Annotated in this window: 12 protein-coding genes; 6 read left to right on the top strand and 6 right to left on the bottom strand. The window is 42.9% G+C overall.

All coding sequences use genetic code 11. The annotated features are described in order from the left end of the window. Position 1: 1 nt before the first annotated feature. A complete protein-coding gene (locus V6252_RS04155; protein ID WP_341609394.1) occupies positions 2-1,549 on the top strand; it encodes an ATP-binding protein in 1,548 nt (515 codons plus the stop codon). Positions 1,550-1,756: 207 nt separating this feature from the next. Beyond that, positions 1,757-2,884, top strand: coding sequence for a M14 family metallopeptidase (locus V6252_RS04150; RefSeq protein ID WP_341609393.1), 1,128 nt, complete (start codon positions 1,757-1,759; stop codon positions 2,882-2,884). Positions 2,885-3,060: 176 nt separating this feature from the next. Here V6252_RS04150 and V6252_RS04145 read toward each other — a convergent pair whose 3' ends face one another. The 4 genes from V6252_RS04145 to V6252_RS04130 all read right to left on the bottom strand — a co-directional run bounded on the left by V6252_RS04145 (position 3,061) and on the right by V6252_RS04130 (position 8,246). Continuing rightward, complete coding sequence (locus V6252_RS04145; protein WP_341609392.1) at positions 3,061-3,492, bottom strand: DUF6789 family protein; 432 nt, start codon at positions 3,490-3,492, stop codon at positions 3,061-3,063. A 421-nt stretch (positions 3,493-3,913) separates the two neighbouring features. Then, positions 3,914-5,344: a patatin-like phospholipase family protein gene (locus tag V6252_RS04140; RefSeq protein ID WP_341609391.1), complete on the bottom strand. Its 1,431-nt coding sequence runs from the start codon at positions 5,342-5,344 to the stop codon at positions 3,914-3,916. Positions 5,345-5,636: 292 nt separating this feature from the next. Beyond that, complete coding sequence (locus V6252_RS04135) at positions 5,637-6,611, bottom strand: EamA family transporter (RefSeq protein ID WP_341609390.1); 975 nt, start codon at positions 6,609-6,611, stop codon at positions 5,637-5,639. A 255-nt stretch (positions 6,612-6,866) separates the two neighbouring features. Beyond that, positions 6,867-8,246 carry a PLP-dependent aminotransferase family protein gene (locus tag V6252_RS04130; protein ID WP_341609389.1) on the bottom strand — a complete coding sequence of 460 codons (1,380 nt, stop codon included), beginning with the start codon at positions 8,244-8,246 and terminating at the stop codon, positions 6,867-6,869. Between the two features lie 265 nt (positions 8,247-8,511). On the opposite strand from V6252_RS04130, the gene V6252_RS04125 reads away from it, so the two are divergent. Then, positions 8,512-9,693 (top strand): MFS transporter, encoded by a 1,182-nt coding sequence (locus V6252_RS04125; RefSeq protein ID WP_341609388.1) that lies wholly within the window; start codon positions 8,512-8,514, stop codon positions 9,691-9,693. A gap of 258 nt (positions 9,694-9,951) precedes the next feature. Beyond that, positions 9,952-11,169 carry an acetamidase/formamidase family protein gene (locus V6252_RS04120; RefSeq protein WP_341609387.1) on the top strand — a complete coding sequence of 406 codons (1,218 nt, stop codon included), beginning with the start codon at positions 9,952-9,954 and terminating at the stop codon, positions 11,167-11,169. A 132-nt stretch (positions 11,170-11,301) separates the two neighbouring features. On the opposite strand, the gene ampC is transcribed toward V6252_RS04120, so the two are convergent. Next, positions 11,302-12,477 carry a class C beta-lactamase gene (ampC, locus tag V6252_RS04115; RefSeq protein ID WP_341609386.1) on the bottom strand — a complete coding sequence of 392 codons (1,176 nt, stop codon included), beginning with the start codon at positions 12,475-12,477 and terminating at the stop codon, positions 11,302-11,304. Between the two features lie 564 nt (positions 12,478-13,041). Between ampC and V6252_RS04110 the strand changes: the two genes are divergently transcribed. Then, entirely contained in the window at positions 13,042-15,399 is a 2,358-nt protein-coding gene (locus V6252_RS04110) for an ATP-binding protein (protein WP_341609385.1), read from the top strand. A gap of 33 nt (positions 15,400-15,432) precedes the next feature. Next, positions 15,433-16,371 (top strand): response regulator, encoded by a 939-nt coding sequence (locus tag V6252_RS04105; protein WP_341609384.1) that lies wholly within the window; start codon positions 15,433-15,435, stop codon positions 16,369-16,371. 146 nt (positions 16,372-16,517) lie between these two features. Here V6252_RS04105 and V6252_RS04100 read toward each other — a convergent pair whose 3' ends face one another. Next, the gene (locus tag V6252_RS04100) at positions 16,518-16,823 is read right to left on the bottom strand and encodes a LysR substrate-binding domain-containing protein (RefSeq protein ID WP_341609383.1); all 306 of its coding nucleotides are present in this window, start codon (positions 16,821-16,823) and stop codon (positions 16,518-16,520) included. Positions 16,824-17,031: the final 208 nt, after the last annotated feature.

Raw genomic sequence — 17,031 nt, 5'->3', positions numbered from 1 at the left:
TATGAAATATAGGTTTGATAATCGGCGTTTGCCACTATTATGGCGTACTGTGTTGTTGCTCACGATATTTGTTGTTATATCACAGGTTATTGTTTATATATGGATACAGCGTTCTGTTAAAGGCCATTTCGAGCAAATGGACGCTGAGATTATGACTCATGCGGCTTTTAACTTACGTAAGCGAGTGATAGAACCTAGTAGCCCTATAACTTCCCAAACCCTACCAATCTCTCAAAATCCATTGAATAGTCAACAGCCGCTAAGAGCGGCACCTGACGTAATGCCTGATGGAGATACTTCTACCGCAGTGATATCAGATGAAGCTGATCATCAGCATTCTTCTTGGCTAGATTACGATCTAAAAACCATTATCGCTAATAAAGAAGGGCAGATACTGTCTAGTACACCCAATAACTTTGCTCAAGAGCTAGGAGAGGGGTTTAATCTGTCATCACTGAAACAAGATAATGATAAGCAACAGTTTGTGATGAATATCAACAGTCGATACTATCGAGCAATGGTCATTGAAGACGATAAAATGCTTGCGCTTATCGCACTGCCTATAGATGTGCATCATCAGTATTTATTACAGTTCAATCGTCAGCTTAGTATGATTTTGTTCGCGATTACCTTGTTGCTCGTCTCAGTAGCGGCGTTGGGTGTGTACTGGGGTTTTGCCCCTTTGGCGACCATCGTCCAAAAAATGAAAACAATGAATCCTGACAGATTGGATGATAGAGTCACGGTCAGCGATATGCCGTTAGAGCTGCGACCATTAGCAGAATCTTACAATTCGATGATGGCCAAGCTTGAAAGTAACTTTGAGTCATTGTCTCGGTTTTCAGACAATATCGCTCATGAGCTGCGCACTCCAATAGCGACACTCAGTACGCAAACGCAAGTCATGTTAAATAAACCAAGAGCTGGTGATGAATACATTGAGCAGCTACATCATCAGCATGACACGTTAGAGCAGCTGTCGGCCATGATAAATAATATGCTGCTGCTGGCAAAAACCCAAAAAGGATTGAGTGACTCGCAAATCAGTCATGTGGATACGGACAGTTTAATCACCAAGCTCGTTGATTACTACGAAATGATTACAGAAGACCGAGGTATCGCTATTGAAACCAAAGGTGAGTTCAGCGCTGTCTTAGGAGATAAAAGTTTATTACAAAGGCTCTTTGCTAATCTGATATCGAATGCGATTTATTATGCTGCTCAAGATAGCGTTATAACCATTAGGGCAGATAGAGTAAACTCAGATGAGATGGTGGGCACAACGATAAGCAGTCTTCAACAATCAAAACAAGCTATTTTACGAATGACCATCACCAACCGATTAGATGAGCCATTGACACAAAGTGAGGCAGATAAGTTGTTTGAGCGCTTCTATCGACATCACAAAACAATAGATCGCCATACAGGAACAGGTTTGGGTCTATCTATCGTACAGTCTATCGTTGGGGCGCATAACGGTAACGTCAGTATTACTATAAAGGACGATGATTACTTTCAAGTGAGTGTCGAGTTATTGGAGGACGTTTAATCTTTTAGTAGTCAACGATAGATATTCAATCTGAATAGATAAATTGATAGATGATTGCCTTGAAAACGAGCTGGTAATGACCAAGTAAATGTATGTCTAGTGCCCAATATAAAGCTAGAGATTATTAAAAGGCAATAGGTAAAATAGTAAGTTGATAACGAGCATAATACTTAAAACACAATCATAAAAACCAATTAGGGAATAACTATGCATATCACGGCTAATTTTGATGCAGGCAACATTGACATTATTAATGCAGATGACAAAAAAGACATTCAATTAGCGATTCGCCCAGATGTTGGTGGCGAGTTCTTTCAGTGGTTTAACTTTCGTCTGTCAGGTCAAATAGGTGAGCAGTATGTTCTCAATATTCTGAATGCAGGAGAGGCCTCTTATCTGGAGGGTTGGGAGAACTACCAAGCGGTGGCTTCTTATGATCGTCAGCATTGGTTCCGTCTGCCAACGTCTTACAAAGATGGCAAATTGACCATCGTGGCAGAGTTAGAATGCGAAACCATTCAGATTGCGTATTTTGCGCCTTATAGCTATGAGCGTCATCAAGATTTATTGGCCGCTGTGCAAGTGCATCCGCTAGTGACCTTAGAGCATCTAGGCGAAACGCTTGATAAGCGTGACTTGACCCTAGTCAAAATCGGAGATGGAAATGCTAGTAAGCGTAATATATGGATTACTGCTCGTCAGCATCCAGGTGAGACGATGGCTGAATGGCTCATTGAGGGTTTGTTGTATAGCTTGTTAGATAGCGATAATGCGACTGGCAAACAGTTGTTAGACAAGGCCAATTTTTATATTGTTCCTAATATGAACCCTGATGGCAGTGTACGTGGTCACTTGCGTACTAACGCTGTCGGAACCAACCTAAACCGTGAATGGCAAAGTCCAAGCTTAGACAAAAGCCCTGAAGTATTTCATGTGATTCATAAAATGGAAGCGACAGGCGTGGATCTATTTTATGATGTGCATGGCGATGAAGCATTGCCGTACGTATTCCTCGCTGGTTCACAAGGGACGCCAAGCTACAGTGACCGTCTTGCTGGACTACGTGATAAGTTTTCAGACGTATTAAAGTTAGCCAGTGCTGATTTTCAGTCTGAGATTGGTTATGAGATTGATGCGCCGGGTGCTGCCAATATGACCGTTGCCACCAATTGGGTAGCAGAGCGTTTTGATTGCCTCGCTAATACGTTAGAGATGCCATTTAAAGACAATGATAATCTGCCCGATGAAGAGATGGGTTGGTCACCCGAGCGTTCTATCAAATTAGGGGAAGCATCACTGATAGCAATGCTGGCTGTCGTGGATGACTTACGATAACGATAAAAAAAGCTGCAGAAAATAAAAAGCTGCTAATGATGGCCGAGTGTTTTAGTGGTCATCGTTAGCAGCGTATTTCAAATAATTCCAAGTGCACTTAAGTTTATACTTTTAATGTTGATTTTTGATATCGAGTTTCAACCAAAAATTCTTATAGCTGCTTGGTGTTTAAGTTTTTAGTGTGCGGCAACCAGCTTGGCATAAACTTTGCCCAATACTGCACCAAATACGAGATGTAGCATAAGAGTGGCGATTGGAATCATGATGCCACTTGGCATAGATAAACCAAATAAGCCATTGCCCATCATGGGCATGATAGCAATCATCATCATAAACCAACCAATTGCACCTACCATTGCACCAGTCAGCGTAAAGTTTTTACTTCTATCCGTACCTGCTATCAATGCCATGACGATACCATAGCCGATCGATCCGATCATAAAGTGAGCAATCCACGCTATTATGTGACTGCCACCCATCATCGATGCAAGCATCGCAATAATATCTAAATCAGGCATGAGGCCTATTGCACTTTTTAGCATGAGAAGTAGCGACATAACGATGGTCGCGATAAAAGCAGCTATTATTCCAGCCATATATTTGTTCATAGTAGTCATTCCTTTTCCAGGTTTGAATCGTTATTATTTTTTTGACGTTTTTAATTTTGGTTGTTATCCAGTCGTAATACATTGGAGATAGACGGCCACTTATGTATACGGTAGGGATATTGAAGAATATGGGTGATCTTCAAGACTATCGTGTACTACCTGCCAATATTAAAAACCCCAATATGTATCGTTTCTACGATAAAAGGTCTTGAACAGTCATTCAAGTAATTTTGAGTAATCGTTCAATATTACTTGTAACCACAAGCACGTTATGAATGTTCAGTTCGAATAGAAATGAGGCGGATATAGCAGGCAGAGATAGAGAAAAGCGATAAATATAGGCTGGCATGCTATCAGTCATGATGCTGCTAAGAAATTTTGACAGTCACGCATACTTAGTTATTGGCAAGCACGATGACGGTTATTGGAGGGCATTGCGGAAATTTTGAAACTCTTTAGATTGTTCAAGTAAATCACTGCCCAAATAGCGTAGATCATCTACTTGTTCAGGTTGTAAATGAAAAGTGGTCGGCATGGCATCGAACTTTGCACGCTCTGTTTTATCTTTGACTTGATCAAAGGTTAATACGGAGAAATGCACTTCTACCTGAGGCGCACTTGCAGGTCGCTGAGCATTTACATGCTCTCCCCATTGTAAAAATTCTTTTTTGGCCAATGAGACAGTTTCGTTATTTAGTGTGCCTAGTGCGACTTCACTCGCCGCTGAAATGGTATCAAGAAAACTCGGGTCTTTATTTTCTACTGACCACTCATGCTCTGAATAGGTCTGAGCATTGGCTACAACGACCAGTACTTGTCTGACTTGGCGTAATTTTGCAGGACTGAAGGCACCTGCCATGTTGGGCACATCGCCATATTGGGTCACAGGACTCATCATTGAGCCGCGCACACCTAGATTATCAGTTACCCCGCCATCTACCAATCGCACTACTGGCATCCGCTCTGGCTGCGAATACCTATCTAGTGCGCGAGCTATCGCATAACTACGCGGCAAATGACTGTCTTGATTTAGTGCGTTATTAACCCAAGGCTGCGAGCGCTGCGAACAATCAGAAAAGTTGTGTAGGGCAATAGGGGCAAAGATGCCAGGGACTGAGGAAGAGGCCATCACCGCATTGGCAACTGGGTAGCTTGATAAATCCGAACACAAAAAGTCGAACTGTTGCTGAGTAAATGAAAAAGTCATGGCGTTGTTTAAATCACTTGCATTTAGGATAACATAAGGCAATTTTCCACGGCTCATATCAGCAAAGGTCTTTTGTTGAAATAAACTATTGTGTAAGTTGTTAGCCACCAGATCTCCACGGTTGTATTCAGAACTGCTCATCGCTATTAGGCTTTTCGGACGTATCGCAAGTCTAATCAGTCGTGATTGCCAATCTTCATACAAGAATTCTGGAGCAAATTTCTCAAAAATGTCATCGCCAAATAGCCCATAATAAGCTGCCGTGTAGCTCCCGCCAGATACCGAAGAGATGACATCTACCTCATCTAATAATCGGCGCTCTACGCCATTGATAGTTACTGGTGTATCACGGAGCTTTTCTAGTACCCCGTAGCTGAGTGCTGCTGCCCGTGTACCACCGCCAGAAAAGGCAAGTACAACAAAGACTTCGTCTGAGTTTTTTGGGAGGTTGTTATGGAAATCATAACGAGCAGTGCTCTTATCTATAATAGGCTTGTTCCAGACTCGTTTTGCGCAACCAGTGAATAACAGCGAGATAATAATGATGATGAATAGAAAAAACGCAAAGCATAATCGAGGTGAAACCATCAGTTTTGAGAGTTTCTGCAGTAGACGATCATAGTAAGTCGGTATGTCTATACGCATGCAAATCACCTCAAAGTTTGTAGACTACGGTGCGCTCTGTACTTTTTGCTAATGACAGAGCAAACCACGTCAGTTTTCGACTTCCATGTCGGTTGTGACTTAACACTTAAGGGCAGTAAACTTAAGGGCAGTAAACTTAAGAGCAGGGGCCACCTTATAAATATGACGTATATAAAACAAAGCTGATATAGATTGATTTCTTACTAGTATGAGTCACGGTGGGTAATTTAATTACTATGAATAAACCTTAACTGGACGGTAATAGCGAGTCAAGATAAAAATGAGTAACCGTTCAAATAGCCTTTCTTTTCATTTTTATCTTCACATTTGCTAATAATAGCCCCGACAAAATCAACATCATGGCCAGCATTTTCCACCACGTCACCACTTCTCCTGTGAGTAGTACTGAGGTCACCATACCGAATACGGGCACTAATAGTGCAAACGGCATAACCTTGGACGCGGTATTTTGACTGAGTAAGTGTGCCCACAGGCCAAAGCCAATCAAGGTTGAGATATAGACGATAAACCCAAGTGAGAGCCAAGACTTGAGTGATGCTTCAGTAAACGTCGCCATCTGCCATGCATCAGTCTCAAAGATAAGGGAAGATATCGTTAACATCACGCAAGCAATGAGACCGCCCCAGACTACCAGCGCTAGCGCAGACAGAGCAGAGGCTTTATTTTTTCCAGTGCTAGATGTAGCAACAGATACCCTCATTCCTTGCTGCATCGCTTTTAGAGCCGTTTGCTCTGACGCTTTTTCTGAGGCCTGTTTTGATGCTTGCTTGGAGGCAATATTACCAAAGCTCCAACCGATGGCCGCAATCAAAATGCAGATGAACCCTGCCAAAGGCATATCACCGCCAAGGTTTAACGCAATCACGCTGAGTCCTAGTACACCGACCAACATACCGACGATTTGCATACGGCTGACTGCTTCACCCAATATAAAGTACGCTAGCAATACCGTGATAAAAATCTGAATTTGTAGCAGTAGTGCCGTCAGCCCCGGGGATGAACCCAGATGCATCGCTGTAAATACAAAGGCGTACTGCATAACAAATGTACCGATGGCATAAATAAACAAGGTACGGTTGAATTTAGGCGGCTTTAGAAACAATACCAGTGGCACAGCAGTAAAGAAAAAACGCAGGGCGGTAAGCATCAATGGTGGAAAGCTCTCAAGACCCCACGCAATAAAAGTAAAATTTACGCCCCAGATAAAGGTAACCAGTACAGCCAATGCAGTATATATAGGGGACATATGAGCTATCCTAGAGAAATAGTATCCGTTGTCGGGGATGGTTGGATTTAATTGTGTTCGGCTTATGTTTGGCTGATATTTAGGCTTAGAATTATAGTCGAAAGGTCACTATATAATAAGAAGGTGCTAGCACTATAGCCGATTCAATTTAAAAGTAGTACAAGGCAACCGAGTGTAGATGTACATGTGATACTTCAAGCGAGTTTAACGCTGTAATACTTTTATAGTGGAATGACTATATAAGTCTCTGATTGGTCAGTCTAACGATTGAGCCAATACCTCGAAAACTTTTGAATGACTCATTTGTGCCACATTGAATCGCATAAAGTTTTCAGCATTGTCCGATTGGCTAAAAACATTGCCTGGCGCCAAGACCACACCCTGTGATAAACAGCGATTGGCCAATTCGGTCGCATTATTATTTTCAGGTAATCGGCACCATAGGAACATACCTGCTTGTGGGAGCAGCCACGGTACGATGCCTAATTTAGCCAATCGTGGTAGCGTATGAGTACGCGCGCTTGCCAGCCTAGTATGGATATCATTCATATGCTTACGGTAGCCGCTATCAGTCAATGCTGAGAACACAACCGCCGCTGCTAACTGACTGCCACCAAAGCCAGTCGCTATCTTTAAATCTACCAAACTCTCAACCCATTCTGTAGGCGCTGCAATATAACCACAGCGTAGGGATGCGGATAACGTTTTAGAAAAACTGCCGATATAGAATACTCGTGATAACCCATCCAAGGCCGCCAATCTCGCTGCAGGCTTGACTTCAAAATCTGCAAAAATATCGTCTTCGATAATATACAAACCAGCCGCTTGCGCCAATTGTAATACACGGTATGCCGTAGCAGGCGATAACGTGGCGCCAGTAGGATTGTGAATGGCAGCATTGGTGATGTACAGGCGCGGCTTATGCTCATCTAAAATCGCTGCAAAGGCCTCTACATCTGGCCCGTTTGGCGTATAAGGGACGCCAACCACTTTGACTCGATGGGCAAGCAGCTGTGCTCGAAAGTTAAAATAACAAGGATCATCTACGACGACCGTATCACCTGGTGTCAGTAAAAATCGAAAAATCAAATCTATCGCCTGAGTGCCTGAATCCGTCAATATGACCTGTGACGGTTCTGCATTGATACTCAATCCTGCCATACGCCGCGTGAGTAGTTGACGCAATGCTAACAGTCCTAGCGGCGTTGCATACTCACTGATAATGGACGCGTCAGCTTTTGCTACATTTCGCAGACCACGGCGTATACCTGCCTCAAACAGCCAGTCCGCTGGTAACCAGCCGCAGCCTGGCTTTAGTGCACCATCGGGTGGCTCCAGCGCCTGCCGCGATACCCACAATGGATCTACCACTCGATCAATTTTTGGTGCTATATCTGTCAATGATAGCGGCGCTGTCGTCTCTGCCACATAAAACCCTGCACCAGGCCGAGAGTAAATAATGCCCTCAGTTTGCAGGCGCTCGTAGGCTTCAACCACGGTAGATGGCGAGAACCCATAATCTTTGGCAGCGGCACGGACGGAGGGTAGTCGCGACTCTGGCATGTAGATAACGGTCGCTATTTTCTCTTTTACGTCAGCCATGACAATTTCGATACGTGTTAGTTTCTTATTCATATTTTTTACAATTTTTGGTAAGGCGGATTTTGTGAAGGTTTTATCTTAAGGGTACAGCTAGGACAATATATTGATTTGATATCCCAACTGTATGGGTTCTATAGACCAAACAGTTATGTCTAATTGTACTGTATTGTATATAGATAACCTACTGTGCTTTTGTTTTAATTATTGAACGTAAACGATGTAGAGGTAGGTGTCATTCTACTGTGAATCGCATTTACCTCAGTCAATTCAAAGATTATTCTTCAAAAAGCAGCGATATATGACCACGAAAAAATATAATAAATATCTGGCCTTTGCCTTATGCGTAATAACGACAAGCGTCAATATCCAAGGCCCACTTTATGCCGTTTATGCACACAATGATGGCTATGGTGTGCTAGCAACTACGATAGCGTTTTCCTTTTATGTATTAGGCGTCATACCTGTATTGTTAGCTTTTGGTGGATTGTCTGATCGAATTGGACGGCGCAAGGTGATTTTAATCTCTTTGGCACTATCGGTAGCAGCGACGGCTCTTATGTTATTTTATCCGTACACGCGAGCATTAGCAGTAGCACGATTCATACTTGGTGTGGGAACGGCTCTAATGGCTGCTACGGCGACTGCCTATATGATTGAGCTGCTCGGCTCAACAGATACGATGCGTGCGACAGCGTGGGTGACGGCCAGTACAACGATAGGTTTTGGTCTTGGCCCTGTATTGACGACGGTTTCTTTGATGCTTTATGAAACCGATCAGCCAGCCAGTTTTTTCTTACTGCTAGCTAGCGGGCTGTTCGCTATGTTTTTGTTATATCAATTACCAGAGACAGCACCTAAACGCACTAATTTGCCCACATCTATGCTACGGCTACCTTATTTTAACCGTGAGGTCATCTGGTATGGCAGCGGTATTTTGATTTGTTGGGCGACGACAGGTTTGGTACTGTCAGTTATTCCCTCAGTACTGGCCACGCATGGACTCGCTAAGTATGCAGGGATATCCTCTATGTTAGCCATCAGTTGTGGATTGATCGTTCAGCCAATCGCCCGAAAACTTGATCCTCAGGTTTCAAGCAAGCTTGGTCTTCTGATCTTACTACCAGCCTATGCTTTGTTGGCTTGGGGGACGTTGAATGCTAACCTACCAGTGATTCTTTTGGCGGCATTTTTGGCCAGTACTAGTTGCTATGGATTTGTCTACTTAGGCGGTATGCTAGGAGTCGCACGCTCGGCTGGAAATGAGCAAGCACGTGCGAGTGCAGGCTATTTTCTGATGGCATATATAGGGTTTAGTGTACCAGTCATCTTTACTGGTTTGATTGTGGATAGGTATGGTGCTGCTACTGCGTTCTACGCCTTTGGTGTGTTTTCATTAGTTAGTGTGATTGTCTTGTTTGCTAGCCAGCCTATATTGAGAATCGGACGTCGTTCGAACGCCAATTTGCATAGCGTGTCTTAAAATAAGATTGATAGTACAGTTCTCTATCCATTATCTTTTCATTTAATATTTTTTAATTTAATACCTCTGCATGCAATGTCTATGCTCTAAAACAATGCTCTTTTTTTGCTGAGGCACCACGATAAAGCAAACAATTGTATCAATATAGTGCTTTTATCCCTAACTTTAGTAGAAAACACCATTTTGCCTATGGCATAGAACTTGCCCTTATACAGGTATGACAATATTGTCATGTTTTAACTAAAGAGGGTATGTTCTATGTTCAAAAAAACCATTCTTTCACTGTTTATTCTAAGCGCGTTTGGTATATCAGTATCCCAAGCAGAAGACTTTACGGTTCTCAAGCAAATAGCAGATAAACCTACTCAGTTGAGTAGTGGTGAATACAAAGGCAATTACTATGTACCTTCTACTTTAGACACCATAACATGGGGGTATTTGCCCAACAGAGACGCCAGTCCCGTTATGTCTGTTGCCTCTGGTAGTGTGGTGACTTTTGATACCGTCTCACACGAAGGTTTGCTCGAAGATCAGGGCCGTGATGCAGAAAAATACTTTAAGTCAAAAGGGGTCAAAGACGACTTTATTTTAGATGAAGCAAAAACAATAACAAAATCAAAATTAAAACATGACTTTGATAAAGATGGTCCACATATCGTGACAGGCCCTATCGAAATCAAAGGGGCGCAACCAGGCGATATCCTAAAAGTAGAAGTCATCAACGTTGAACCGCGCGTGCCGTATGGTGTCATCTCTAACCGCCATGGCAAAGGCGCATTGGCAGGCGAGTTTCCCAAAAAAGCAAAACAAGACAACGCGTCTGCCGCTAACCCTGAGCGCTACGGCAATGTCTCCGTATTTACGCCTATCGAAAAAAATGCCAAAGGTGAATACGAAGGTATCCTAAAAACAGATTCTGGTAAGTCTATACGTTTTCCACTCAGTCCATTTATGGGTCTAATGGGTGTCGCAGCAAACACCTCAGAACGAGTACATTCAGTTCCACCTGCTATGTATGGTGGCAATATTGATATCAATGAATTGGGTGCAGGGGCGACGGTTTATTATCCGGTACAAGTGGCAGGTGCACTGTTTTATACAGGTGACAGTCACTTTGCCCAAGGCGATGGCGAGGTTGCATTGACTGCCCTTGAAGCATCTGCTCGCGCCACTTTTAAGTTTACACTGCTAAAAGCAGGTAAGGATAAGATTCCGGGTAAAGAGATTGTGCAACCTTTGGCAGAGAATGCTGAATTTTGGATCACGCCAGGGCTAGATGAAGATTTGGATGAGGCGATGAAGAAGTCTACTCGTGAAGCGATTCGTTTCTTAAATCAAGAGTATGGTATTGATGAGGCAATCGCTTATGCTTACCTAAGTGCAGCGACAGATTTTGAAGTATCGCAAGTCGTGGATAAGACCAAAGGTATTCATGCCAAAATTCGTAAAGCAGATTTCAAAGAGTTTGAAAAATAGTACAAATTAACACTCTCAACTTCAGAAAAAAAGTCCTTTATATTGATATAAAGGACTTTTTTACATTCAGTATATTGGTTTAAAAAAGGTGAATATCACTAGAGACACAGCAACGTTCTATTTTCTTCTACTTCAATTAGCCATCGCACTTTGCAGGATAGTGTAAGCCGCTTTGACCCTCTCTGCGTTGGGGTAGTTCTTATTTGCCAAAATGACAATACCAGATTTTTTTGCGGGAATATAAGCGATATATCCACCGAAACCATTGGTAGCGCCTGTCTTGTTCACCCATACATCGTTTAAAACAGGTGTCGGCTGATTGTTTGCTGTAATGGGCTGTGGTTTGAGCACCACATCCGTTGAATTACCTTTAAGCAGTGTGTCTAGCTGAGTTGGTAATGGATACATCTCCCACGCCAATCCCTGTGTAAAAGTGCTCGCTTGATAGTATCCCTTTCTAGTGTTTTGCAATGACTGTTGAATCTTTTTATCCAAAGGGATTAACCCCATATTGGCCGCCATGTAATGGGTCATATCCGCGCTGGTTGATTTAATACCATAAGCTTCGGCGTCCAAAATCCTAGGGTTAACTCTTATCGGCTCTCCAGCAGCGTTATAACCAAACGCATAATCGTCCATTTTGTCGTTAGGAACATTGACAAAGGTACTAGGCATATTGAGTAAGGGCAGTATTTTATCTTCCATCACCTGTGTGTAATCCGCGCCCATACTCAAGGCTGATATATGGCCGAACAGTCCTATACTGGCGTTAGAGTATAGACGTTTTGAGTTGATAGGGAAGGCAGGTTGCCACGACTTATAGTAGCGGAACAATTCCTTATTGTTTTTGACATCGTTAGGTACTTGAAGTGGTAGACCACCAGCCGAATAGGTGGCTAGGTTGATAAGCTTGGTGTTACCAATGGCGCTGTCTTGTAGATAAGGAATGTATTTATCAGCGGTATCCTCCAAGTCGAGTGTGCCATTGAGTTCGGAGTAACTGGCTAAAGTCGCGGCAAAGGTCTTACTGATAGAGCCCAACTCAAAGATAGTGTTTTCCGAAACAGCCTTGACAGATTGCTTGTCAGCCAAACCGTAGTTATAAAAAGACGACTTTCCATCGACAATAATACCAAACGCCATACCTGGAATATCATGTGCTTTCATTAGCGACTTGGCTTGTGCATCTACTGTGCTTTTCAGATGACTGTCGCTGTCTGCTGCTTGCACTTGTCCAGATATCAATGAGGCGGCAATGACAGCAGTCAGACCAACTCGGCTAAAAAGTGTTTGCGCTGATTTTTTCATGATTATATTACTTGTCCGTTTTGTTAGAATTAGCGGAGGTCTATTCCTTTAGCGAGTCTGCAAATAGGTTACTGACTTCGAGAATGTCATTTCGTATTTCCCTATTTTATTTCTACAGAACCTCCGTATTTTCACAGAATACCAATATTCCGGCAAGCTGAAATCGGTTTATTGAATATAGATTAAGGGCTAATTCATACCTCTACTATGAATGTTTAAACGTATTTATCTCTCATTTATTGAGGAATTGTCGTGTGCACGACAAACTTCTAAGCGCTGTTATAAAATTATAGTCTACAGGCAAAAGATGTCGTCAATGATAAACCTTAACTTATCACTAAATGAATTAATCAGGGATGAATGATGAATAGTAATCAAATTGGCGCATTTTTTTCGTTATGTTTAAAATGAGGATAAACCCTAAAAACACGACTTTTGTCATTATCTTGTCATAACCGCATCGTATCCTTGAGCTCACTATGAATGGTGGCTGCGTATGGCTGATGTCTTGACTTATTGTATGAGTCATTGATAACAGTAGGCGCATCAATACAAGGTTTGTTTATGAGTGTGGCTAATCGGCTTGGTAGTATTTCCACGCGCATGCTGATTATTTTGGCATTGGCTTTTTCATTGATTATTCTGATGGTGTACTGGGTTATTGAAACCCAAGCGAAGCCGCGCCTACTAGAGATGACTTCAGAAACAGTGGTTGAAACGGGTAATGAAGCAATCAATAGCATCATGGCGAGTATCAGCCATGTCGATGGATTGGCAAAGGCGACCAGTACGATGGCTGGTGGCTTGCCAAAAGAAGACGTTCTTTATAAAGAAACCTTTGGTAATCTCATGCAGCAGACGGACCTGCGAATCGTGGGCGGAGGTGTATGGTTTGACCCCAATATGTATGAGCAAGGTCGAGAGCGTCAGTCGTTTGTGTGGGCGCGTGATGATGCAGGCAACATGCAACCATCAGAACGCTATAATCAAGTGAGCCAAACACCCAATCCTTATTATCGAGATTGGTGGTACATTCCAGCGATGTATGCACGTCATGACCACTGTGTCTGGAGCCGTGCGTATGTGGATCCCGTGAGCAATCAGCCGATGATGACTTGTGCCAAGTCATTATATGACAGTCGTAACCAAGCTTTTGATGGCGTGGTGAGTTTTAATTTGTTATTGGATAATCTCGATGATGCCATGCAAAAATGGCAAGATAAGGTAGGTGGCTATGTATTCTTGGTAGACTTGGACAATCGGTTTTTGACCTTTCCTGATCAGTCGATGGTCACTCAAGTGACGGAAGATAATCCTCAGGGCGAAATGGTAACGGCACATCAATTGGCCAAGAAAAACCCTAGCTTTGCACCTATTGCTGATCGCCTAGATAGTATCAATCGCACACTGATCGATGACGCGACTGCCAAAGATGAAGGCCGTTTCACGCTCGCCGCCCGTAGTATTTTGAGCACGACCAATTTGGACAAAATCAGCGAACAAGAATCCCAATTACTCTCCGCATTATTGCTGTTGAACATCGATCAGACGTTTAACTTAGTCGGCAGTCATTTGGTCGATACCATCGCTGTGCCCAATGATTTTGTGTTGCAGCAGTCTGCCACCGCTTTTGTGTTTCGTATGCCATTTACGTATTGGAAGATGGTCATCGTTAAGCCTGATAATGACATGATGAGCGTGGCAAATGCACTGTCAAACCAGCTGATTCAAGCCATGCTATTGGGGTTTATTCCGATTTTATTACTGACTGCATGGGTATTTCGTCGCTACTTTACGCGTCCATTAAAGCACATGGCAATGGCCGTGGCTGATATGGGCACATTGATTGAGCAAAAACAATATCAAAAATTAAGCGTGCATAAATTGCCACACTCAAATGTCAGTGAAATCCAAGTCATCAGCGAGCAGACCAATCAACTGATTGATCGTGTCGTCGAAAACGAAGGCGCGCTTGCTGAAATAAATGTCCATCTAGAGAGCCAAGTGACCGCCCGTACGAAAGATTTGCAGCAAGCCATGGACGAATTAAAAGCCTCACAAGTGCACCTAGTACGCTCCGAAAAAATGGCCACACTCGGTCAGATGGTGGCAGGCGTGGCGCACGAGGTCAATACGCCTCTTGGCTATGTGCGTAGCAATATGGAGCTGGTCGGTGATAACCTCATGCGTTTTGATGAGCTGATACAGCATACCGATCAATTATTGCATGCGTTAAAAGAACCAGAGGCTGCCCAAGCACAAGTGACTCAATTGATAGAGGAGACCTTGCAGTGTTGCGAGGCAATTAAAGAAGATGAAGTCAGTGAGGATTTGACAGATTTGATCAAAGACGGCCTGTATGGCGTCGATCAGATTGCGGAGTTGGTCGTGAGTTTGCGTGATTTCTCTCGAATTGACGAATCCAAGGTAAAAGAGGTCGATATCAATGACTGTATCAACACGTCTTTGGTGATGGCACGTAATAATCTAAAAACTCTAGATGTCAGCACCAGTCTGGCTGAGCTACCATTGATTCAATGCAATCCTTCGCAAATCAACCAAGTATTACTCAATCTATTTAATAATGCCGCCCAAGCCATGCCAATGGATCATAAAGGGACATTACAGATCCTCTCGTCTGTTGATGAGTCGCGACAATACGTGGCAATCAGCATTACAGATAATGGTGTTGGTATTAAAGAGAGTATTTTAACGCAGATCTTTGAGCCTTTTTTTACCACCAAAAAAGCCGGTGATGGCACAGGATTAGGATTGGCTATCACAGCACAAATTATCGAACAACATAGCGGTCGCATCGAGGTCAGCTCAATCGTTGGCACTGGAACGACGTTTACCATTCTGCTGCCGATACAGTCTATCGCTCATAAAGCCAAACCTTCGCAGGCCTTATTTGAAAGTTGAGAGACTTCCAACTACTTATTTAAAGAGAGCCTCATGCAAAAACCAAAAATTGCCTTTATCGATGATGAACCACGCATTTTACGCAGTTTAAAAATGCACTTTCGACAGTCACACGATGTGTTTACCACCACCGATGCCATTGAGCTGATGGAATATATCAGCGCGAATGAGGTACAAGTGGTTGTCAGTGATCAACGCATGCCAGATAAGCAAGGTACAGAAGTGTTGCGTGATATCAAGGCGGCATCCCCGAATACTATTCGTATCTTATTGACGGGGTATGCAGATCTGAATGCGGTGATTGATTCTGTGAATGAAGGCGAGATTTATCGCTATATCACAAAGCCTTGGCAAAATGATGAACTCAAAAAAACCGTTAATAAAGCCACAGAGATTGCTCAGAAAACCCAAGAAATCACCCAAAATGCCACTGAAAATTATGACATTCAAAACCGTATTCATGCCAGAATTGATAGCAAGCGTAGTATATTGGTGTTAGATGATGATGAGAGTGTCTATCAGCAAATAAAAAGTCATTTTAAGAGTGCTTATACCGTGAGCTGGGCAAGCAATATTGAGCAGGCTGCAAGCTTATTACAAAAAAAACGCTTTGGCGTCACTATTACGGATTCGACGCTCAATAAAGAAAATATCACTCCCATTGTTTATGCGCTAAAAAATATTCAGCCTGATCTGATGGTACTCATGTTGACCGAGTTCAAAGATGCACATATGGTGATTGATTTGATTAATAAAGGTCAGGTATATCGCTGCCTACCACGACCGACCAATTTTTCTATGATGAGTATCAGTCTTGATCGCGCGTTTGATCATCACGAAAGATTGGTACAGCAGCCGATATTGGCAGCTCGCCATCATGTTGAAGCAGTGCCGGAATCAGAGACGTTGAACTTTTCTGACAAAATAAACCGTTTTTTTGCCAAATTTAGAGATTGGCGTATTGGAAGGTGATGTCAATCCAACATAAAAGTGATACATGCGATGATCATCTTGCTACTGGTTATAAGTTTTCTCATTGGCTGCACAATATTTACCCCAGTAGAACCGTATGCACTTTAGGAGGAATCGACTGTATTTTGTTTAAGGTCGAACGCTATTTAAGCCAAAAAATTTTGCACGCAGTCGATTAAATACTCTTTTACGGCATTGAACAGTGGGTCAAGCAATCGTCGTTCAGGAAAGATCAAATATAGTGGATAGGGGGTAACTTGCCAACCCCCTAGTTTAATTTCAATGTGCTGTCCTTCTTTTATATTAGAACTAATGTCCAAACGAGATTCTAGTGCAACACCATGTCTCATTATTGTCCAACGCCTGACCACGTCACCATCTTTTGCCCGATACAGCGGCGCTCGTTTGTTTGTCCAAGCCTTCAAACGTTCATTGACTAAAATATTTGTCATTGTGTCCCAGACACAGACAATTATGTTCAGCCAATGCTGAGGGTGTCTTAGGTTCACCAAACTTCTCTAAGTACATAGGCATTGTCTAAGATGCCCAGTGCATCCTTACAGTGCTGCAAAAGCTGCTCACCCTTGTTAGTAAGGCGGAGCTTGCGCGTCAAGCGGATGAACAATTTGTCCTATTGAGATACGCTAATGGAGGACAGGC

Origin of the sequence: Psychrobacter proteolyticus (assembly GCF_038155145.1) — a bacterium.
GTDB classification, from domain to species: Bacteria; Pseudomonadota; Gammaproteobacteria; order Pseudomonadales; family Moraxellaceae; genus Psychrobacter; species Psychrobacter proteolyticus_B.
Note: the sequence above shows the minus strand (reverse complement) of the source record. Positions and strands in the feature narration are given on the sequence as shown.